Here is a 21,222-nt window from a genome sequence, read left to right as displayed (position 1 = left end):
AGGCGTGGGTGATAACAAAACTAACACCTTGAAAATAAAACAGCTTGTTTTATTTTACTGGGCTTGTTAACTTTGATGTAACGTAAGTGATTAAAAATCGATCCACTATAACATTGTTATAGAATTTACTCGCAGCTTTATTATGAACTATTTTTTTAGTTTTATTATAGATAGATATGCAATGATTAGTCATGCCTATTTTGCTCGAATAGCAGTTGAAGTGTTTCATTTTTTATTGCTGAGTTATCTATAAAATCGATTAAGTTGCTGATTTAAAATTAATAACTCTCCGTTAGTGTGCGGACCTTACGATTGAAAATGATAATTGCAATATCAAAAAAATTACAAATATATTTAATTAACGTGTCTTCCTATTAATTAGGCCAAAATGATAATTGCATAGTCTGTGTTTTTAAGTGGCTATGTATATAAAGTACAAAACTGGTAAGTGTACTTATACAAGAATTACTGAATGAAATTAGGCCAAGTCATATTTATATGCGCTATGTTATGACTATACATTATAAAAGGGATTAATAGATGACGATTACAGTTGGTATTTCGCACCATACTCAGTACAAATACGATCGGTCAGTCAATATGGGACCGCATATATTTCGCCTTCGCCCGGCGCCTCATAGCCGAACTAAAATTAAAAGTTATTCAATAAAAATAGTACCAGAAGATCACTACATAAATTGGCAGCAAGATCCTTTTGGAAACTACCAAGCAAGAGTTGTGTTTAATAAACCGACCACAGAATTCAGTTTTACAGTTGATTTAGTCGCTGAAATGACTGTAATTAATCCATTTGATTTCTTTTTGGAAGATTACGCAGAAGAGTTCCCATTTGTATATGATGCGGTTTCAAAATCTGAATTGGCTCCCTATCTTAAAAAACGTAAAGCCAGCCCAAAATTTTTAGAATTAATTAACTCTTTGCAGCCTAAAGAACCGTTAAGAAGCGTTGATTATCTAGTGGCCATTAATCAGGCTATATATAATTTAGTCGGTTACGGCATTCGTTTAGAGCCCGGCGTACAAACAGCAAATGAAACAATCACTAAACAAACTGGTTCATGCCGTGATTCTGCTTGGTTACTTGTGCAATTGTTTCGTCACCTAGGGCTCGCGTCTCGGTTTGTATCGGGATACTTAGTGCAATTAACTTCAGATCAAAAATCATTAGATGGGCCAAGTGGTCCCGAAGAAGATTTTACAGATTTACATGCCTGGACTGAAGTGTATATTCCGGGGGCGGGTTGGATAGGGCTTGATCCTACATCAGGCTTGTTTGCAGGTGAAGGACACATACCGCTTGCTTGCACGCCTGAGCCAAGCTCAGCTGCCCCAGTTACTGGCGGCATTGACGATTGTAAATCAGAATTTAGTTTCTACAACAAAGTAACGCGTGTTCATGAAGACCCTCGAGTAACTAAACCATATTCTGAGGCGCAATGGGCTGCAATTAATCGCTTAGGTCAGCATGTTGATAATGTTTACCAAGAAGAAGACATACATCTTACTATGGGGGGCGAGCCGACATTTATTTCTATCGATGATATGGAGCATCCCCAGTGGAACACAGACGCAGATGGCAAAGAAAAGCGTGTCCTTGCGCAAAACCTATTTGTAGAAATGAACAAGGTTTACACAAAAGGCGGCTTTACGCATTATGGACAAGGTAAATGGTATCCAGGTGAACCTTTACCGCGTTGGCAGTATGCGTGTTATTGGCGCAAAGACGGTGAGCCACTCTGGCAAGATGCAACATTATTAGCGGATCCTAATAAAGACTATAAATACGATCATACAGATACCAAAAAATTCGCCGACACATTATGTGAATCATTGGGATTAGATAATAAAGCACTCACCACGGCCTATGAAGATATTTTGTATCATATGTGGCAAGAGGCTTCTCTACCAACAGAGATAAAACCTGATCAACCTGAGTTACTTAATGCTATGAGCCGAAAAGGCTTTTTAGCAAAAATGGATAAAGGCATTGAAAAGCCTGTCGGGTATGTGCTTCCTTTGAAGTGGAATGACAGTAAAAATTGTTGGCAATCTTGTACATGGGAATTTAAGCGTGGTTACTGCTTTTTATTACCGGGTGAATCACCGCTAGGCTACCGTCTACCTTTAGATAGCCTTGATTGGAGTGGCAATATAATTGATCGCGACCCATTTGATATACCAGACACCTTTAGCAAGCCTAAAAAGCTTAAAAAGGGATTTATTGGTCAAGAAATGGTAAAAACTGCGCTTGTCATGGAAGTAAGAGAGGGGCGATTATACCTGTTTATGCCGCCTACAAGTCATTTTGAACATTATATGGGACTATTAAACAGTATAGAAGCTGTTGCTAAAAAATTGAAAATGCCTTTAGTCATAGAGGGTTATAGTCCACCTAAAGATAGTCGTGTTGAGAAATATGCGGTAACGCCAGACCCCGGTGTTATTGAGGTTAATATTCATCCATCTACATCGTGGGATCAATTAGTTGACCGCACAACCACCTTATACGGCTTAGCAAAAGAATGCCGGTTAGGAACGGACAAATTTATGGCGGATGGTCGTCATACCGGAACCGGTGGCGGTAACCATGTCACTCTCGGTGGTGAAACGCCTGAACAAAGTCCGTTCTTACGTCGGCCTGATATTTTAAGAAGCTTTATTACCTATTGGCAGCACCACCCTGGTTTATCGTATCTATTTTCAGGTTTATTTATTGGGCCTACAAGCCAAGCACCTCGCGTAGATGAAGCCAGAGATGAAGTACTTTATGAGCTTGAAATTGCTTTCTCTCATATGCCAGAAGGGGAAGTGCCAGAACCTTGGCTAGTCGATAGATTACTTCGTAATTTATTAGTCGACCTAACGGGTAATACACATCGTGCAGAATTTTGTATTGATAAATTATATTCACCTGACTCAGCAACTGGGCGTTTAGGTATTGTTGAGTTCAGGGGCTTTGAGATGCCACCGCATTCACAAATGAGCCTAGTACAAATGCTATTGCTACGAACTTTGCTTGCATGGTTTTGGAAAAAGCCTTATCACAAGCCATTAATTCGTTGGGGTACAGAATTACACGATAAATTTTTATTACCACAATATGTTGAGAACGATTTAGCAGAAGTAAGTCGTGATCTACAACAAGCTGGTTTTCAATTTCAATTAAGTTGGCTTAACCCATTTTTCGAGTTTAGGTTCCCTGTTTGTGGTACGCGTGAGCTTGATAACGTCACACTCGAATTACGAACAGCTATTGAACCTTGGCATGTACTGGGTGAAGAGGCGAGTGCCTCGGGTACAGCACGCTATGTTGATTCCTCACTTGAGCGAGTACAAATAAAAGTACAAGGGACAATGAGTGACCGCTATATCGTCAGTTGTAACGGCCGAAGAGTGCCATTGCGACCCGTAAAAGGAAAAGCAAAAGATGAAATGGTCGCTGGGATCCGATATAGAGCGTGGCAGCCCCCCACAGCTCTTCACCCTACAATAGGTGTTCATGCACCCTTGGTATTTGATCTGATTGATACATGGGAAGGGCGCTCTGTTGGCGGTTTTGTGTACCATGTAAGTCATGCTGGTGGTCGTAACCCTGAAACGCTTCCGGTTAACGCATTTGAGGCTGAAGGACGCCGCGTTGCCAGGTTTTGGGAGCATGGTCATACACCATCGTTATTGGCATCTACAGAGCCTAGCTGGAGTCCTTCTGCGGTTACACATAGCTTTCAAGCTGTGCAAAATGTGAATGAATACGTAGTACCAGATGAGGAAAGTATGAATTCGGATTATCCAAATACATTAGACTTACGCAGGCAGCCAAGCTTTAAATAAGCATAGATAGTTGTTGGGAATATGCCGTTTTACTGTGTATTTCACATTGTAAAACGGCGCATTGATGTTGGCTAATTACTATAAATTGGAGCACGTTCAGCTTGTATATAAATACAAATACGATGCCAGAGTTGCCTAGCTGGTTATCTTTATATCTTAATAAAACACATGTTCATGATGAACTTGCAAATCACAGTGGCTCAAACCCAGCGCATTGGGATACCTTGTTTAACCGCTTAGCAAGTTTAACAGCGGATGATGTAAATAGTCGTGCTATTGAAATTAGGCAGCTACTTCAAAATGGTAATATAAAAAACGAAAGTAATAAGCAATGGCATTTTGACCCATTGCCTTTTATGTTATCAAAATCGGATTGGGCAATACTTGAAGAAGGCATTAAACAACGAACCCGTTTATTAAATCTAATACAGCAAGATATCTACGGCGATCAAACACTTCTCGTTGATGGGCATATTCCAGCACAGCAATTATTTCAGGATCCAAATTATTTACGTGAAGGTTTTAGTTTACCAAGTAATGAGTTATCTCTTTTCTTTACGGCGCTTGATGTTTACCGAACATCCGCGGGTGAATTTAAAGTACTTGCCGATCATTGTCAGTGCCCATTAGGTTTAGGCTTGCTACTTAAAAATCGTATTATCGCAAGACGTGTAATGGCCGAAGAGTTTGCCGATTGCAACGTTCAGCAAATCAAAGAGTTTTTAAATCTATTTCAAGAAGGGATTGATGAATATACCCATTATATGGATGACCCACGGATCGTCATTCTTACACAAGGGATCGACGATCCTAACTACAATGAACACGCTTTTCTCTCTACTTATTTTGGCTACACATTAGTACAAAGCGCCGATCTTACTGTGCGTGGTGGGGAAGTGTGTTTAAAGTCGTTGCAAGGGCTGGGGAAAGTAAATGTTATTTTGCGTTGGGTTACAGACCGTAGTATTGACTCATTAGAGCAAACAGAATATTCACTGCATGGTATTCCTGGTTTACTACAGGCAGTACGAGAAGGATCGGTTAAGGTATTAAATCCTTTTGGTAGCGGCGTATTATCGTCTTCTTCTATCAAGAGTCATCTAGCAGATTTATCACAGTACCTTCTAAAGCAGCCATTGTTACTTGGAGAGCCTAATTACTATAGTGTCTTAGAGGCTAAAAAATTATCATGGGATAATCTTGAACTGTTGTGTCATTTAAACCCGAAACTAAAGTTAGACGGGGTTCTTGATGAGCAGGAAATTAAATTACTTATTAGTAATGATCCTGATAATTATTTTTTCCAAGAAAAACCATCGTTTAGCAGTGCGCCATTTTGGCATGATGGTCAGCTAGTTGCTAGACCGGTTGTATTTCGCTGTTATGCATTAACAACAGAAAATGGCATAGAGGTTTTACCCTCAGCATTATGTTTTTCTAACGAAACAAGCAGTGATCCACACGTCTCAGGTTGGATAAAAGATACGTGGATAAATACCGCCGATCGCATTGAGGCCAGTGAGCATAATATTGCCCCGATCAGAAAAAGAATGGACGTCACTTTATTAGAAGGCGTGGTCTCAAGTCGTACGGCAGAGCATCTATTCTGGCTAGGCAGGTACTTAGAGCGATGTGAAAATACCATTCGTATTTTACGTATTTTTATCGATAAATACACTGAGCTTTCTATTTATCCCGATTTAATAAGGCAAAATATTGTAGCGAGACTTTTGAATGCGATTAATCTGCAATATATCGTGTATCCGTATATTGAACCTGATTTAACACGTGAGCTACCTGATGTTAGCTTTTCCAAAGAAGCCGCATTTAAACTGTTAGCAGATGAGCAATGCGCAGGCAGTATTGTTAATACACTCAAGTATATCGCCAATGCGTCTGTACAAATACAAGAGCTATTATCTCATGATAGTCGGCGAATTATAGACAGCATTAATGATCAAATTAAAATATTTAAGAATATTAACCTCAACGTGCCAACTCGCGCTATGCAAAGTAGCTTAGACAACGTTATTGGTACGATTATGGCGTTTAATGGTTCTATCACCGATTGTATGCCAAATAGTAATGGCTGGTTTTTATTAGAAATGGGGCGACGAGTTGAACGAAGCATGCAAATAACATCGTTAAGTGCAGCTTTGTTAACTCAAGAATTAGAAGAGCCAGAAGAACTCGGTTTGCTTGAAGTTGCGCTAAGCTGCCAAGTGAGTTTAATTACGCATAAGCGTCGTTATAGAGTGTATCAAACCATTGGTACTGGGTTGGAGTTATTACTTTTAGATGCGGAGTATCCGCGTTCAATATTATTTCAATTAGAGCAAATTCATCAGCTGTGTATTCATTTACCTAATAAGCGACGTCAAGGAGTAATTGCGGCACATGAAAAAGCTATATTATTATCTAAAACAAGTTGTTATGTAACTGAAAAAGATTACTTACAAAAAAGTGATGGTGGGTTGCGTAAGCAATTAATAGAATTTAATCATAACACGCGGATGAATTTAGAAACGTTTTGCGATGTGTTGTTACTGCAATATTTTTCACATACTCAGACCGCAAACAAATTAAACTGGACTAATATTGAGCAAGCTCAATCGTGAAATATAAAATAAAACATTCAACAACCTATAACTATGCTGACTATGTCAGTTTATGTCAAAACCAAGCCCGATTAACACCAAAAACAAACCGTGGGCAAATATGCCACAGTAGTCGTATTGAAATTGAACCAACACCCAATTACATACGATCATTTAGTGATTACTTTAATAACCAAGTAACCGCATTTGAAATAGCAATACAGCATAAAAAACTCAAAGTAACTATGATTAGTGAGGTTGAGTTGTTAATCGATGCGAACGACAATTTAAAACGAGTAGACGTCCCATGGCAAGATGTACGTAATTTATTGGCTAAGCCAAATACTACTGAGCTGTTAAAAACCTCTGAGTTTGTATTACCCTCAGGGCTTATTCCTATTGATGATGGCATAAAAGACTATGCATTAATCTCGTTTAAGCCTGAAGTAACAATTATTGCCGCATGTAAAGATTTGATGGCAAGGATTTTTCATGAGTTTCATTATGATCCTGGTTTTACAACTATTAGCACCCCGTTGAGTGTTGTTTTTTCACAAAAAAGAGGCGTTTGCCAAGACTTTGCGCACTTTGCAATTGCGTGCTTGCGCAGTATTGGTTTAGCTGGAAGGTACGTCAGTGGGTATATTGAAACGATGCCGCCAGAGGGAGAAGTGAAATTAGAGGGAGCAGATGCGACTCATGCTTGGTTTGGCGTGTTTATCCCAAATATTGGCTGGGTTGATTTTGATCCTACTAACAATGTATTGCCATGCGGTCAGCATATTACGCTCGCTGTAGGGCGAGATTTTTCTGATGTGACTCCTCTCAAAGGAGTCGTGTTTGGCGGCGGTAGTCAGCTGCTGGACGTAGCTGTGGATATGATTCGATTAGAATAAATTAAATAACGTCATAGTAATGATGGATAAGGTGAGTAGTGTATGAAAATTGATTGGAAAGAGTACCAAACAAATGGTTTTTTTGATGAATTAATTGATGCCAAAGGAAATATCAGAACACACGGAAAACAATTAGCGCAATTCTTCTCGAGTTTATCGGCGGAAGAGCTGGTCAAAGCCAGGGCAGTTGCTGATTTAGCCATCAAAGAAATGGGCATTACTTTCACTGTTTACAATGAAGGTAACATGATCGATAGAGCATGGCCGTTTGATATCATTCCTCGTACTATTGGCAAAAAAGAATGGCAAAGTGTTGAGACTGGTTTAAAGCAGCGTGTTGAAGCACTTAATCTATTTATAGATGATTTATACCACGATCAAAAAATAATAAAAGACGGTATTTTCCCCAAAGGTTTATTAGAAAAATCGGTGAATTTTCGTAAGCAATGTGTTGGTATTAATCCGCCAAATAAAATATGGGCGCATATTTGTGGCTCAGATCTAGTACGTGATGGCAATGGCACCATGTATGTATTGGAGGATAACCTGCGTGTTCCGTCTGGGGTTTCTTATATGCTGGAAAATCGCTCTGTTATGAAGCGCGTATTTCCTGAGCTATTTGAAGAAGTGTCTATTTTACCTGTAGATGATTACCCTTCTCAGTTATTTGATATGTTAGCTGCCATGTCTCCTCGCCCAGATGATAAACCGGAGGTAGTTGTATTAACCCCGGGGGTGTTTAATTCGGCTTACTTTGAGCATTGTTACCTTGCCCAAGAGATGGGATGTGAATTAGTTGAAGGGCGCGATCTCGTTGTTGAAAAAGACGACTGTGTATATATGAGAACAATAACAGGACTTCAACGAGTAGATGTAATTTATCGCCGTATAGATGACTTGTTTTTAGACCCAGAAGCCTTTTTACCAGAGTCTCAACTCGGCGTTGCTGGCTTAATGCGTGCCTGGTCTAAAGGCAATGTGGCTTTAGTTAATGCGCCAGGTGCAGGTGTTGCTGATGATAAGGTTGTTTATGCCTATGTTCCCGATATGATTAAATATTACTTAGGAGAAGAGGCCAAAATTGCTAATGTACCTACATTTAAATGCCTTGATCCTAAAGAGTGTGATCATGTTATTAAAAATATAGACAAACTTGTTGTAAAACCAGCCAATGAATCAGGTGGCTACGGATTGTTGATTGGTCCCAAATCAACCAAGCAAGAGCAAGAAGCGTGCATCGCGCAAATCAAAGCAGATCCTCGCAACTGGGTCGCACAACCAACATTAGATTTATCAACGGTTCCGACATTTGATGATAATCAACCAGATGGTCGACATGTAGATTTAAGACCGTTTATTTTATCATCAGGAAAAGACACTCAAGTTACAACGGGTGGTTTAACGCGAGTTGCAATGGTTAAGGGATCGCTCGTGGTGAATTCATCACAAGGTGGTGGCAGTAAAGACACGTGGATTGTTGACGAAGAGGCTAAATAATATGTTATCAAGAGTAGGTGAAACTTTATACTGGGTATCTCGTTACATTGAACGTGCAGAAAATATTGCCCGTCTTATCAATGTTAATAATTTACTAATGATGGACTTACCCAAAGGTGTTTGCACTGGTTGGCAACCGCTTATCGATATTATTGGTGTACGTAAAAACTACCAAGAAAACCATACTGATTTTTCTGATCAACATGCTTTAAAATATTTGCTAGTGGGACGTGACAATAGTTCATCAATTCTTAACTCTATCAGTTCGGCACGAGAAAGTGCTCGTACTATTCGAGATGTAATGCCAAGAGATGTATGGGAAGCGATAAATTCACTGTACTACTATGTCAAAGATAATCAAAACGAAGGCTTAACAAAGCGTGGTCGTTTTAATTACTTAAAAGAGATCATTGAGGCTGCCCACCAAATATTTGGTGCATTGGATGCGACGATTAACCATGATCAGGGTTATATTTTTATACGATTTGGTTCACTGATAGAGCGTGCAGATATGACTTCCAGAATATTGGATATTCGCTCGGCGACGCTTATAACAAATGAAGAAGAAGTAAAACCGTACGAAAATATTCAATGGATCAGCCTATTGCGCTCACTCAGCGCATACCAAATGTACCGCCAAGAAATGGGCGTACGAGTACAACGTTCAGATGTTATTGAATTTGTCATGCTAAGCAAAGTGTTTCCGCGATCAATTTTATTTTGTATGAATGAATTAAAAACGTTAATTCAACAGCTACCTAATTCAGCTGATATTATTAAATCAATTGATAAAGCAACAGGCGAACTGGCCAGCGACGATGTACGTGCGTTAAAAAATGGCTTGCTCCACGATTTTATTGATGAAATACAAATTAACTTAGCCGATATCCATAATGGCTTAGCAGAGACATATTTTTTAAAGTAGTGACTACTTAAGGTAATTGCGCAAATTTCAAGGCTATTTAACCTGAACTAAAGAGAAGTTAATGCTCTAGCTCAGGTTAAATAGATTTTTAAACACCTCGACTCATCAGCACTATAAATCCCAAAATGATAACGCGTTATCTGTTTGTCATATTTAATGTGACAATTGTCGCAGTTCTTACTTGCCTTTGTGTGACTTATGTCGCAGTATAATTAGAATTGTGAATTTATAGGTGATTTATGCAACCAACAGCGCCAGAATTAGAAATTTTAAAGCAACTTTGGTACAAGCAACCACGTACTGCCAGAGAGCTTCATGATCATATTGCACCACTTTATGATTGGAGTTACTCATCAACTCGAAAAACCTTAGAGCGAATGGGTGAAAAAAAATTCATCTACAGTGAAGCACAAGGAAATAAGCGAATCTACTTTGCAAAGCTCGATAAAATGACGACGTTAGCACGTATCACAAAAGATTTCGCGACACGTGTACTTGAGCTCGATGGACCGCTTCCTATAGCGATGTTTGCCGACAGCAAATTGATAAGTAACACCGAGATTGATGATTTAGAAAAATTGCTAAACGATTTACAGCAGCCAGTAAAGGGAGAATAAACGAATGAGTGTTTATGGGTTGCTAAGCACTTTTATAATCCCATTATTGGTGTGCTTTATAAGCAGTGCGGTGTTAGCAGGGTTAAGTGTATTGGTAAAAAAACATGCCAAAAGTGTTTACGAGTGGTCAAGGTTTTGGCTGTTACTCGCGGGACTTTCATTACTGCCTATACTGCCGTTGTCAATATTAGCAATTGATACGGTTATACCTGTGGCACTGCTGCAAAGTATTGAAGGTGCATCGCCCATGTTAGTAGGAACACATGCTAATTTTGATGCAGTAGAGATACACAACAATGTGTTTGTTAATAGTGTTTACTGTGTATTTGGTATTTTATTATGTTCATTTTTATACGGTTTTTACACTTTTATTACAGGAGTGGTTGCAATAAAACGCGTGATAAATAATGCTAAAAATATTACCAATCTCAGTATTTTTTCAATTAACCAACAAGCTTTTATTATGAAAAAGCATATAAATATCAAAGTAAGTGAAATAAACCATTCACCATTTGTATTTGGCTTGTTTTCCCATGTACTTGTATTACCCAATACAATTGAGAAAATGTCACCTGTGCAGCAGCAACTCTTGTTAGAGCATGAACTAATGCACATACATCGTAATGACAATCGCACTGTACTATTGTTTCGGCTTATCTGTTGTGTATTTTGGTTTAACCCTTTTATAAAATGGTTTGAACGACGGTTTTTAATGGCCATGGAATTAAACTGTGACGCAGCTGTATTGGCAAAAAATCCAGATCATAAAATGGATTATGCCAAAACATTATTGGTTAGCTTAAGGTTAAACAAAGCGATTATCCCACAAGCCAGCAGCTCTTTCTTTGGCGATCCTCTAGGGAGTAAAGCCGAATTTGAACAACGGATCCGAGCTGCCATGTTGGATCAACCCCGATTTAGATTTAAAATACAGAATGTATTTATCCTGCTGTGCTTTTGCGTTATATCGTCAGGTTTTATGGTGTTTGCACAATCGCCAAATATGACTGTCAATGAAGAGAAAGGGTTTAACCCTGTAATGACAGGTTGGATCAGCTCTGATTTTGATGATGTAAATAGTTTTCGTGGCGATAAACCCCATCAAGGCATTGATTTTGCTGCGCCCACAGGTACAAATATTATTGCAAGCTTTAGTGGCAAAGTGATTATTGCTGATAATACGAGTCTGCACAAAAATTACGGCACTGTGATTCTAATTGAGCACAATGATCGTAAACAATCTCTGTATGCGCATTTAAGTGCCCTTAATGTTAAAACTGGCCAGGTGGTTAAATCAGGCGATGTAATTGGCAAGGTAGGGCAAACAGGGCGCACAACGGGGCCTCATCTACATTTTGAGCTATTAGAAAATAATCAACGTCTCAATCCCAATTTATATTTAAACCTGTAGCGCTTTAATAATGATTACCTCAGGGCATGCCCTGGGGATCACTGCGCCCAAAATTTAATAGAGAGAATTATGAAAAGCTTTATTTTTATATGCTTGGTACTTTTGTGTGCCTGTACTGATCCCAGTATTAATCGCGTACCTGAGAAGAGTTGCTGCACAGCACACAGCGATAAATCAGTGAATAATTACAACGTGAATAACAATCGAGAAAAATTGCTCGTTAAAACAATTATGCAGACAATAGCGCTTGCCAAAGGGCAAACATTGGCGCATTTACTCACGCCTTATGGTTTAACTGCGCAAGAAATTTGGCAAATAGCAGAGCAACTAGAGCCAGTCTATCCAGCCAATAAATTACGCGCAGGTGAACAGTTTACCGTGTATCTTGAGCAAGGGGTTCTACAAAAAGTGACTTTTTTTGCTGCGTTTGAAAAGCGTATTGTGATAGAAAAGCAAGCTGTAAACTGGCAAGTTACAACCCAAAAGTTGGCAACCACAACTGCCACCATTTATGTTACTGCACGTGTTGAAACGAGCTTATATAAAAGTGCCTTAGAAAATAATATACCGGTGAATGTGATCCAGCAGTTTCTACTTCTGTATTCGTATACGGTCGATTTTCAACGTGAGCTGCGCAGGGGCGACCAATTCGCTGTTATTTATAAACAACACGCTTTAGTGGAAAATCCAGCGATAACGAAACTTGCAAGTATTGAATTCACAAAATTAGTATTAGGTAATAAAATCTCTCGTTTATACGCCTTTGCTGATAAACAAGGTAACAATGATTTTTATAATGACGCTGGGCGTAAAATGGGTAGTTTTTTAATGAAAACCCCCTTAGATGGAGCGCGATTATCATCTTACTTTGGTAAACGAAAGCACCCTGTATTAGGTTATACACGTATTCACAAGGGCATTGATTTTGGAGCTCCGGTTGGGACACCTATCTTTGCTGCAGGGAAAGGTGTAATCACCAAAGCTGGCCGAGAAGGATCTTTTGGTAACGTAGTAAAAATAAAACATGCAAGGGGTTATCTGACTTTATATGCGCACCTTAACGGGTTTGCAAAGGGAATTAAAAAGGGGGGGCATGTAAAGCAAGGGCAAACAATCGGCTATTTAGGCAATACCGGACTCAGCCAAGGTAGGCATCTGCATTATGAAATACATAAGCATGGGCGTGCAATCGATCCACTTCGCATTAAAGACAGTGGCGGTGAAACACTAAAAGATAAAAGCTTGTCCGCTTTTCTTACCACTAAAAAAACGCTTGATGAGTTAATCGACTTGTATGAACAGTCAGTGCCCCCTCGTTTGGCAGATAAATATGAGAATCATCATATCAGTGAATAGTCATTAGTTTTAAGCATTACGAACTTGTAAAAATTAATAGGCAAAAAAAATCCCTCTTGCGAGGGATTTTGGGTAACTCAGCGCCATTGGCACTGGGAATGAGGTCGGTACAGAGTGAAATTAAGAGTTAGTTTAAAAAACCATCTCTGGGATTTCACCATCAACAAGTAATTTACCTGCTGTTTTACTAATTATTTCATCAACAGATACGCCAGGTGCGCGTTCTAGCAGATGAAAAGCGCCGTCTTTAACTTCAAGTACGGCTAAATCTGTTACTATTTTCTTTACACAATTAACACCAGTTAAAGGTAATGAGCAACTTTCTAAAAGTTTTGAGTCTCCATGCTTACTTGCATGAGTCATAGTAACGATAATATTTTTTGCACCAGCGACAAGGTCCATCGCGCCGCCCATGCCTTTAATCAGCTTTTTTGGGATCATCCACGATGCTATGCTGCCGTTCTGGTCAACTTCAAATGCACCTAAGACTGTTAAGTCTACATGACCACCACGGATCATTGCAAAACTATCTGCACTATTAAATATGGCCGCACCTTTGGCTGCTGTCACGGTTTCTTTACCCGCGTTGATCATATCTGCGTCAAGTTCTGCTTTTGTTGGGTATTGACCCATGCCGAGTAAGCCATTTTCAGACTGTAACATCACTTCAATATGATCTGGTACATAGTTAGCTACCAAAGTAGGAATACCAATACCGAGATTGACGTAATAACCGTCTTGTAGTTCTTGTGCAACGCGCATTGCGACTTGTTCACGTGATAATGCCATGATTATTGCTCCTTAATCGCGAGTAGTGACACGTTCAATGCGTTTTTCAAAGCTGCCTTTGATCACGCGATTAACAAAAATACCAGGGGTATGAATTTGGCTTGGCTCAAGTTCACCTGGTTCAACAATTTCTTCAACCTCAGCGACGGTTATTTTACCCGCTGTTGCGGCCATTGGGTTAAAATTCATGGCAGTGTGGCGAAATACTAAATTACCATAGCGGTCTGCTTTCCATGCTTTAACAATAGCAAATTCACCGGTAATTGATTCTTCTAGTATATAAGGACGACCATTAAATTCTTTAACGTCTTTGCCTTCGGCTACAGGCGTACCATAACCAGTGGCTGTATAAAACGCGGGGATACCAGCACCGCCAGCACGCATTTTTTCTGCAAGTGTGCCTTGAGGTGTTAGTTCTACGTCTATTTCACCGCTTAATAATTGTTGTTCGAATAGGGCGTTTTCACCCACGTAGGAAGCAATAATTTTTTTAATTTGTTTGTCATGCAATAATAAGCCTAAACCAAAATCGTCTACACCACAGTTATTAGACACAACGGTCAAGTCGGTGGTTTTTTTACGTTTGATTTCGCTAATTAGCCCTTCAGGGATCCCGCATAAACCAAAACCACCAGCGATAATAGTATCGCCATCTTTTAAGCCTTCCATTGCAGCTTCATAACTTGAAACTACTTTATCGAAACCGGCCATGGGCCCACTCCTCATTTTATTAATATGACTGCTGATCAACGTGTTAAATATAGACTATTAATCAGTAGTTTGATTTTTAAGTGCCAAGGAAACCTTGCTCACAGGTTGTTTATTTAATGCCGTACAAATTGCCCAACCAGCTTGAGCTAGCCTTTGTAAATCAATACCATGGTTTATGCCAAGCCCTTGGAGTAAGTAAATTACATCTTCGGTGGCAACATTTCCTGACGCTCCCTTTGCATAAGGGCAGCCACCAAGGCCTGCAACTGCACTGTCAACCGTTGCTATACCTCGTTTTAGGGCAGTGTAAATATTTGTGAGCGCTTGTCCGTAAGTGTCGTGAAAATGAACAGCCAACAACGATTTGTCAATGTGTGCTAATAATACATCTAACAGCTCGTCCACTTTTTTAGCTGTGCCAATACCAATGGTGTCGCCTAGGCTTACTTCGTAACAACCAAGGGCTAATAGCTTTTGGCTTACTTCAAGTACACGTTGTGGGTCTAAATCACCCTCATACGGGCAGCCAAGTACACAACTTACATACCCACGCACACGTATATTATGTGCTTTGGCAAACGCCATTACATCTTCAAAGCGGGCAATACTTTCGTCAATCGAGCAGTTAATATTTTTTTGGCAAAATGCTTCGCTTGCGGCAGTAAATATAGCAAATTCTTTAATACCTACCGCATGCGCGGCTGCTGCGCCTTTTAAATTGGGCGTAAGCGCGGTTAAATTTGTATTAGGTAACGTAAGCGCGCTTATTACTTCACTTGAGTCTGCCATTTGCGGCACCCATTTGGGTGATACAAACGCCCCGGCTTCTATATCAGTAATACCCGCATCAGCAAGGGCTGTAATAAGCTTTATTTTATCTTGGGTGCTTACAGCGCTTTCGTTTTGTAAACCATCACGTGCGCCCACTTCAACAATGCGAACATGGCTTGGGAGTGTGTTATTCATCTGCTGAGCTCTCATCGGTGACAATAGCCAATAAGGCCCCATGACTAACCAATGCGCCTTCAGAAAAACAATAACTCTGTAACACGCCATCATGCGGGGCGGTGAGGGTGTATTCCATTTTCATTGCTTCGATGATAACCACAGCGTCACCTTTAGTGACTGTGCTACCAATGTCAATTAGGTGCTTAACGACAGTGCCATTGAGCGGCGCTGCAAGTGGCAGAGCATCACTTTCGTGCTCGCTCACATAATGTTTGTCTATTACATCAAACGTGCTTTGTAGCGCTTTGTACATCACTGTAATTACATTGTCAGTGTTTACAACATGACATGTGTGCTTATCGCCATTAATAAACATGCTGCATACGCTATTTTCAATGCTGCCGGAGGTTGTATAGTCAACTCCGTCAATCGTGATTATAAAGCCGTTTTGCTGTGGGGTTGCAGTTATAATATGATCAGAAAACGGGATGTTAATTGCCGCTTTTATGTTGAGTTTAAAGCCAGAAAGACGATCCCATGGGTTGCTATTGGCTATATTATTTAAGCCAGATAAATAACTAAATGCCGCGATTACGGTACTCATCAAACGTTGCTTGTTATCAACTGTAAGTAAGGTGTCACCTTGCTCTTCAATAAAATGCGTATCTGGCGCACCTTGTTTGAAAGTGGCGTGATCAGCAAGGTTATGTAAGAAGCTTACATTGCAGCTAAAGCCCGCTAAATGGAATTGCTCAAGTGCTGTTCTTAATCGTGCTAATGCGTGTTCACGGGTGTCATCATGAACAATTAATTTAGCGATCATAGGGTCATAAAAAGGGCTTATTTCATCCCCTTGTAAAATACCGGTATCAATACGTACATATTCAGATTGAGCTGGTATATACAAGCCATTAATCGTGCCAGAGCAGGGGATAAAGTCATTACTTGGATCTTCTGCGTAAATACGCGCTTCAAAACTGTGACCTTGTAACTGGATGTCATCTTGCGCAAGTGGTAATGCTTTACCTGCGGCGACGTTTATTTGCCAATTGACTAGATCAACACCGGTCACCATTTCTGTCACTGGGTGTTCGACTTGCAGGCGGGTGTTCATTTCCATAAAAAAGAATTCATCGCCACACAGCAAAAACTCAACAGTACCCGCACCACGATAATTAATCGCAAGGGCGCATCGAACAGCGGCTTCCCCCATTTCCTTACGTAGTTCATCAGATAAACCAGGCGCAGGGGCTTCTTCGATCACTTTTTGGTGGCGACGTTGCAATGAACAATCACGATCGCCTAAATACACACAGTTACCGTGGTTATCTGCAAAAATTTGTACTTCAACATGGCGCGGTTTGTTTACGTAACGCTCAAGTAACACTAAGTCGTTACCAAAGCCAGCAATGGCTTCACGTTGTGCGCCTTGCAAAGCACTGATAAAGTCTTTTGCTTGCTCTACAACACGCATGCCTTTACCGCCGCCGCCAAAGGCTGCTTTGATTAGTACTGGGTAGCCAATTTTTTCAGCTTCTGCTTGCAAAAAGGCCGGATCTTGTTTATCTCCATAGTAACCAGGCACCAAGGGCACATTGGCCGCTGCCATAATTTCTTTAGCACGGGTTTTTGAACCCATGGCTTCAATGCTGCTGGCTGGTGGGCCAATAAAGGCAATATTATTTGCTTCGCAAGCTTTTGCAAACTCACTGTTTTCAGATAAAAACCCGTAACCTGGGTGTATACAGTCAGCGCCAGCAGCCAGCGCTACTTGCATAATTTTATCAGCGACTAAATAGGAGTCTTTACTTGGCGCTGCACCAATATGGTAGGCTTCGTCGGCAAGCTTTACATGTTGTGAATTTTTGTCGGCATCTGAATAAACCGCAACAGTGGTTAAACCCATTTGTTTTGCAGTTCGCATCACACGGCATGCAATTTCGCCGCGATTAGCAATAAGAATTTTTTGTAATGATTGTGTGCTCATGGGGATCCCTATTTTTGCCAATTTGGCGGGCGTTTTTCAAAAAAGGCAGTAAGCCCTTCTTGGCCTTCTTCAGATACGCGTATTTCAGCAATGCGCTCAGCGGTTAAGTTTACAATTTGACCATTAATTTCGTGCCCGGCAACATCGTTAATTAATTGTTTGGCAGCACGTACGGCAACAGGACCGTTATTGATCAATGTTTCAAGTAGCTGATCAAGGGCGCATTCAAGTTTGCCCGTTACTTGATGTATTAAGCCTAGCTGTTTGGCTGTGTGTGCATCAAAAATCTCTGCGGTTAAAAAGTACCGTCTTGCAGCGCGTTCGCCAATCGCTCTTATTACATAAGGGCTAATGACCGCAGGTATTAGGCCGAGTTTAACTTCGCTTAAACAAAATTGTGCGTTGTCTTGGCAAATGGCAATATCGCAACAGGCAATTAAACCCAGTGCGCCACCAAAAGCGGCACCTTGCACGGCACAGACTGTGGGCAGTGGACTACTTGCTAATACATGCATAAGTTTGGCAAGTTGTTTTGAGTCAGCAAGATTTTCAGCAAAGTCATTATCTGCCATCGACTTCATCCAATTGAGATCCGCACCAGCCGAGAAGTGCTCGCCCTCGGTTTTTAAAACCAACGCGCGCACGTCTAAGGTATTGGCGTGTTCAATACATTGAATTAGCTCTTGGATTACTTGCTCGTTAAAGGCGTTGCGCTTTTCAGGGCGACTTAAAACGAGGACAGCCACATTTGATTTAGTTATTTGTAGTGTTACTGACATACTCACTTCCTTACATTCTAAATACGCCGAATTGCGAATCACGTTTAGGTGCATTAGCTGCTGCGCTTAGCGCTAAGCCAAGCACATTGCGCGTATCAGCGGGGTCAATAATACCGTCATCCCACAAACGGGCGCTGGCATAATACGGATGACCTTGCTGCTCATATTGATCAATAATGGGCTTTTTAAACTCAGTAACTTGCTCATCAGTCATGCTTTGGCCTTTACGCGCTAAACCATCTTGTTTAACTTGTGCCATTACACCTGCAGCTTGTTCGCCGCCCATGACCGAAATACGGGCATTTGGCCACATCCACATCATGGTAGGTTCAAATGCGCGGCCACACATACCATAGTTACCAGCGCCATAAGAGCCACCAATTAAAACGGTAAATTTTGGTACATCAGCACATGATACCGCCATCACCATTTTAGCGCCGTGTTTAGCAATACCTTCTGCTTCGTATTTTTTACCCACCATAAAACCGGTGATATTTTGTAAAAATACGAGGGGGATATTGCGTTGGGCACACAGTTGAATAAAGTGTGCGCCTTTTTGGGCTGACTCACTAAATAAAATGCCGTTGTTAGCAACAATGCCAACAGGGTGTCCATAAATTTTCGCAAAACCAGTCACTAATGTGTCACCAAAGTAACGTTTAAATTCATCAAATGATGAGTCATCCACAGTGCGGGCGATTACTTCGCGTACATCGAAGGGCTTTTTCAGATCAGTCCCGACGATGCCGTATAGCTCGCTAATGTCGTAACGTGGCGCTTTTACTTTATTGAGCGCATCATCCAATAATGGTGAAGTAGGGCGTTGATAGTTAATGCGTTCAATACATTGGCGCGCAATTGATAGCGCATGAGCATCGTTTTCAGCGTAATGGTCAGCCACGCCAGATGTTTTACAGTGCACGTCAGCGCCACCAAGTTCCTCGGCTGTTACCTCTTCACCAGTGGCCGCTTTAACGAGCGGCGGGCCGGCTAAAAATATAGTGCCTTGCTCTTTTACGATAATGCTTTCATCAGCCATGGCGGGTACATATGCACCACCTGCGGTACATAAGCCCATAACCACAGCAATCTGCGGGATACCTTTTCCAGACATACGGGCTTGATTGTAAAAAATACGACCAAAATGCAGTTTATCTGGGAATACATCGTCTTGCTCTGGCAGGTTTGCACCACCTGAGTCAACCAAATAAATACAGGGTAAATGACAACGCTCAGCAATATCTTGCGCGCGTAGGTGTTTTTTTACTGTTAGCGGGAAATACGTTCCGCCTTTGACTGTGGCGTCATTGGCGATGATCATACATTCAACGCCTTTTACGCGGCCAATACCGGCAACAACACCCGCACACGGAATGGCTTGTTCATATACACCAAAGGCTGCAAATTGTGAAATTTCTAAAAAGGGTGAGCCTTCATCAATTAATGTGCTAATACGTTCACGAACAAACATTTTACCGCGACCTTCATGGCGCTCAATAAGAGCAAGGCCGCCACCTTGGCTAATTTCGCTTACTTTATCGCGTAAATCATCAACCAGCGCAGCCATGTTTTTATGGTTTTGTAAAAACTGCGGATCGTGGGGGTTAACGCTTGATTTTAAAATAGTCATCGCGTTTATCCTTAACGGCTTTCAGTGAATAATTCGCGGCCGATTAACATGCGGCGAATTTCAGACGTACCTGCACCAATTTCGTACAGTTTTGCGTCACGTAATAGACGTCCAGCTGCGTATTCATTAATGTAGCCATTGCCACCGAGGATTTGAATGGCATCTAATGCCATTTTGGTTGCCAGCTCTGCGGCATATAAAATTGCACCAGCAGCATCTTTACGGGTTGTTTCACCACGATCACACGAACGCGCTACTGTGTATACGTATGAACGAGCTGCATTCATTTGTGTATACATGTCGGCAATTTTACCTTGAATAAGTTGGAATTGACCAATAGGTGTATCAAACTGTTTACGTTCATGAATATACGGTACAACGATGTCCATACAGGCTTGCATTATGCCCAGTGGGCCTGCTGCAAGTACTACGCGCTCGTAATCAAGGCCGCTCATGAGTACTTTAACGCCTTCATTTAAATTACCAAGGATGTTTTCTTCTGGCACTTCGCAGTTTTCGAAAACCAGTTCACAAGTGTTTGAACCACGCATGCCCAGTTTGTCGAGTTTTTGCGCCGTAGAAAAACCAGGGAAGTTACTTTCAACAATAAATGCGGTAATGCCTTTAGCGCCTGCGGTTAAATCAGTTTTTGCGTAGATGACTAAAGTATGGGCATCAGGGCCGTTAGTGATCCACATTTTATTGCCGTTTAAAATGTACTTATCGCCTTTTTTCTCAGCTTTAAGCTTCATTGATACGACATCAGAGCCAGCATTAGGCTCACTCATCGCCAGCGCACCAATATGTTCACCACTAATTAATTTAGGTAGGTATTTTTCTTTTTGCGCTTGCGAGCCATTACGATTAATTTGATTAACACACAAGTTTGAATGAGCACCGTAGCTTAGGCCAATAGACGCGCTGGCGCGGCTTATTTCTTCCATCGCGATTACGTGTTCTAAATAACCAAGGCCCGCACCACCTAACTCTTCAGATACTGTCATACCTAACAAACCCATTTCGCCTAATTGTGGCCAAAGCTGGTTAGGAAACGCGTTATCAAGATCGGTTTTCTCTGCTAAAGGGGCAATTTCTTGGCTGGCAAAGCTATTAACATGATCGCGGATCATATCGGCTGTTTCGCCTAGGCCAAAGTTCATTTCTTTATATAGTGAAATAGTGCTCATGATTCATTCCTGTGTGAGAGACTGTTAATGAATAGTCATT

15 protein-coding genes are annotated in these 21,222 nt (G+C 40.9%); 8 read left to right on the top strand and 7 right to left on the bottom strand.

All coding sequences use genetic code 11. The features are described from left to right. Positions 1 to 540: 540 nt before the first annotated feature. The 8 genes from A7967_RS05010 (at position 541) to A7967_RS04975 (ending at position 13,151) form a co-directional block, all read left to right on the top strand. Positions 541 to 3,852 carry a transglutaminase family protein gene (locus A7967_RS05010; RefSeq protein WP_082378996.1) on the top strand — a complete coding sequence of 1,104 codons (3,312 nt, stop codon included), beginning with the start codon at positions 541 to 543 and terminating at the stop codon, positions 3,850 to 3,852. Positions 3,853 to 3,953: 101 nt separating this feature from the next. Next, complete coding sequence (locus A7967_RS05005; RefSeq protein WP_054203652.1) at positions 3,954 to 6,470, top strand: circularly permuted type 2 ATP-grasp protein; 2,517 nt, start codon at positions 3,954 to 3,956, stop codon at positions 6,468 to 6,470. Continuing rightward, a complete protein-coding gene (locus tag A7967_RS05000) occupies positions 6,467 to 7,345 on the top strand; it encodes a transglutaminase family protein (protein WP_054203653.1) in 879 nt (292 codons plus the stop codon). The genes A7967_RS05005 and A7967_RS05000 overlap by 4 nt, the downstream gene beginning before the upstream one ends. Positions 7,346 to 7,387: 42 nt before the next feature. Then, on the top strand, positions 7,388 to 8,842 hold the full coding sequence (locus A7967_RS04995; protein WP_054203654.1) for a circularly permuted type 2 ATP-grasp protein: 1,455 nt from the start codon (positions 7,388 to 7,390) through the stop codon (positions 8,840 to 8,842). A 1-nt stretch (position 8,843) separates the two neighbouring features. Beyond that, positions 8,844 to 9,767, top strand: coding sequence for an alpha-E domain-containing protein (locus A7967_RS04990; protein WP_054203655.1), 924 nt, complete (start codon positions 8,844 to 8,846; stop codon positions 9,765 to 9,767). A 239-nt stretch (positions 9,768 to 10,006) separates the two neighbouring features. Next, positions 10,007 to 10,384 carry a BlaI/MecI/CopY family transcriptional regulator gene (locus A7967_RS04985; RefSeq protein ID WP_054203656.1) on the top strand — a complete coding sequence of 126 codons (378 nt, stop codon included), beginning with the start codon at positions 10,007 to 10,009 and terminating at the stop codon, positions 10,382 to 10,384. A gap of 4 nt (positions 10,385 to 10,388) precedes the next feature. Continuing rightward, positions 10,389 to 11,795: a M23/M56 family metallopeptidase gene (locus A7967_RS04980; protein WP_054203657.1), complete on the top strand. Its 1,407-nt coding sequence runs from the start codon at positions 10,389 to 10,391 to the stop codon at positions 11,793 to 11,795. A gap of 69 nt (positions 11,796 to 11,864) precedes the next feature. Next, positions 11,865 to 13,151, top strand: coding sequence for a M23 family metallopeptidase (locus tag A7967_RS04975; RefSeq protein ID WP_054203658.1), 1,287 nt, complete (start codon positions 11,865 to 11,867; stop codon positions 13,149 to 13,151). Positions 13,152 to 13,283: 132 nt separating this feature from the next. Here the strand turns inward: A7967_RS04975 and A7967_RS04970 are convergent, their stop codons facing one another. The 7 genes from A7967_RS04970 to A7967_RS04940 are packed head-to-tail and all read right to left on the bottom strand — an operon-like array spanning position 13,284 to position 21,182. Then, positions 13,284 to 13,940 carry a 3-oxoacid CoA-transferase subunit B gene (locus A7967_RS04970; protein ID WP_054203659.1) on the bottom strand — a complete coding sequence of 219 codons (657 nt, stop codon included), beginning with the start codon at positions 13,938 to 13,940 and terminating at the stop codon, positions 13,284 to 13,286. A 12-nt stretch (positions 13,941 to 13,952) separates the two neighbouring features. After that, the gene (locus A7967_RS04965) at positions 13,953 to 14,651 is read right to left on the bottom strand and encodes a CoA transferase subunit A (RefSeq protein ID WP_054203660.1); all 699 of its coding nucleotides are present in this window, start codon (positions 14,649 to 14,651) and stop codon (positions 13,953 to 13,955) included. A gap of 57 nt (positions 14,652 to 14,708) precedes the next feature. Then, complete coding sequence (locus A7967_RS04960) at positions 14,709 to 15,617, bottom strand: hydroxymethylglutaryl-CoA lyase (protein ID WP_054203661.1); 909 nt, start codon at positions 15,615 to 15,617, stop codon at positions 14,709 to 14,711. Continuing rightward, positions 15,610 to 17,586, bottom strand: coding sequence for an acetyl/propionyl/methylcrotonyl-CoA carboxylase subunit alpha (locus A7967_RS04955; protein WP_054203662.1), 1,977 nt, complete (start codon positions 17,584 to 17,586; stop codon positions 15,610 to 15,612). The genes A7967_RS04960 and A7967_RS04955 overlap by 8 nt, the downstream gene beginning before the upstream one ends. 8 nt (positions 17,587 to 17,594) lie before the next feature. Then, positions 17,595 to 18,365, bottom strand: coding sequence for an enoyl-CoA hydratase/isomerase family protein (locus A7967_RS04950; protein WP_054203663.1), 771 nt, complete (start codon positions 18,363 to 18,365; stop codon positions 17,595 to 17,597). A gap of 10 nt (positions 18,366 to 18,375) precedes the next feature. Beyond that, entirely contained in the window at positions 18,376 to 19,995 is a 1,620-nt protein-coding gene (locus tag A7967_RS04945; RefSeq protein ID WP_054203664.1) for a carboxyl transferase domain-containing protein, read from the bottom strand. Between the two features lie 11 nt (positions 19,996 to 20,006). Continuing rightward, the gene (locus tag A7967_RS04940; RefSeq protein ID WP_054203665.1) at positions 20,007 to 21,182 is read right to left on the bottom strand and encodes an isovaleryl-CoA dehydrogenase; all 1,176 of its coding nucleotides are present in this window, start codon (positions 21,180 to 21,182) and stop codon (positions 20,007 to 20,009) included. Positions 21,183 to 21,222: the final 40 nt, after the last annotated feature.

Origin of the sequence: Pseudoalteromonas neustonica (genome assembly GCF_001653135.1) — a bacterium.
Classification (GTDB): Bacteria; Pseudomonadota; Gammaproteobacteria; order Enterobacterales; family Alteromonadaceae; genus Pseudoalteromonas; species Pseudoalteromonas neustonica.
This window is presented reverse-complemented; position numbering and strand designations above follow the sequence as displayed.

What these genes read in the sequence shown, in the direction of transcription:
- A7967_RS05010 (WP_082378996.1), top strand. Translation starts at nt 541, where the DNA reads ATGACGATTACAGTTGGTATTTCGCACCATACTCAGTACAAATACGAT.
- A7967_RS04995 (WP_054203654.1), top strand. Translation starts at nt 7,388, where the DNA reads ATGAAAATTGATTGGAAAGAGTACCAAACAAATGGTTTTTTTGATGAA.
- A7967_RS04990 (WP_054203655.1), top strand. Translation starts at nt 8,844, where the DNA reads ATGTTATCAAGAGTAGGTGAAACTTTATACTGGGTATCTCGTTACATT.
- A7967_RS04985 (WP_054203656.1), top strand. Translation starts at nt 10,007, where the DNA reads ATGCAACCAACAGCGCCAGAATTAGAAATTTTAAAGCAACTTTGGTAC.
- A7967_RS04980 (WP_054203657.1), top strand. Translation starts at nt 10,389, where the DNA reads ATGAGTGTTTATGGGTTGCTAAGCACTTTTATAATCCCATTATTGGTG.
- A7967_RS04975 (WP_054203658.1), top strand. Translation starts at nt 11,865, where the DNA reads ATGAAAAGCTTTATTTTTATATGCTTGGTACTTTTGTGTGCCTGTACT.
- A7967_RS04970 (WP_054203659.1), bottom strand. Translation starts at nt 13,940, where the DNA reads ATGGCATTATCACGTGAACAAGTCGCAATGCGCGTTGCACAAGAACTA.
- A7967_RS04965 (WP_054203660.1), bottom strand. Translation starts at nt 14,651, where the DNA reads ATGGCCGGTTTCGATAAAGTAGTTTCAAGTTATGAAGCTGCAATGGAA.
- A7967_RS04960 (WP_054203661.1), bottom strand. Translation starts at nt 15,617, where the DNA reads ATGAATAACACACTCCCAAGCCATGTTCGCATTGTTGAAGTGGGCGCA.
- A7967_RS04955 (WP_054203662.1), bottom strand. Translation starts at nt 17,586, where the DNA reads ATGAGCACACAATCATTACAAAAAATTCTTATTGCTAATCGCGGCGAA.
- A7967_RS04950 (WP_054203663.1), bottom strand. Translation starts at nt 18,365, where the DNA reads ATGTCAGTAACACTACAAATAACTAAATCAAATGTGGCTGTCCTCGTT.
- A7967_RS04945 (WP_054203664.1), bottom strand. Translation starts at nt 19,995, where the DNA reads ATGACTATTTTAAAATCAAGCGTTAACCCCCACGATCCGCAGTTTTTA.
- A7967_RS04940 (WP_054203665.1), bottom strand. Translation starts at nt 21,182, where the DNA reads ATGAGCACTATTTCACTATATAAAGAAATGAACTTTGGCCTAGGCGAA.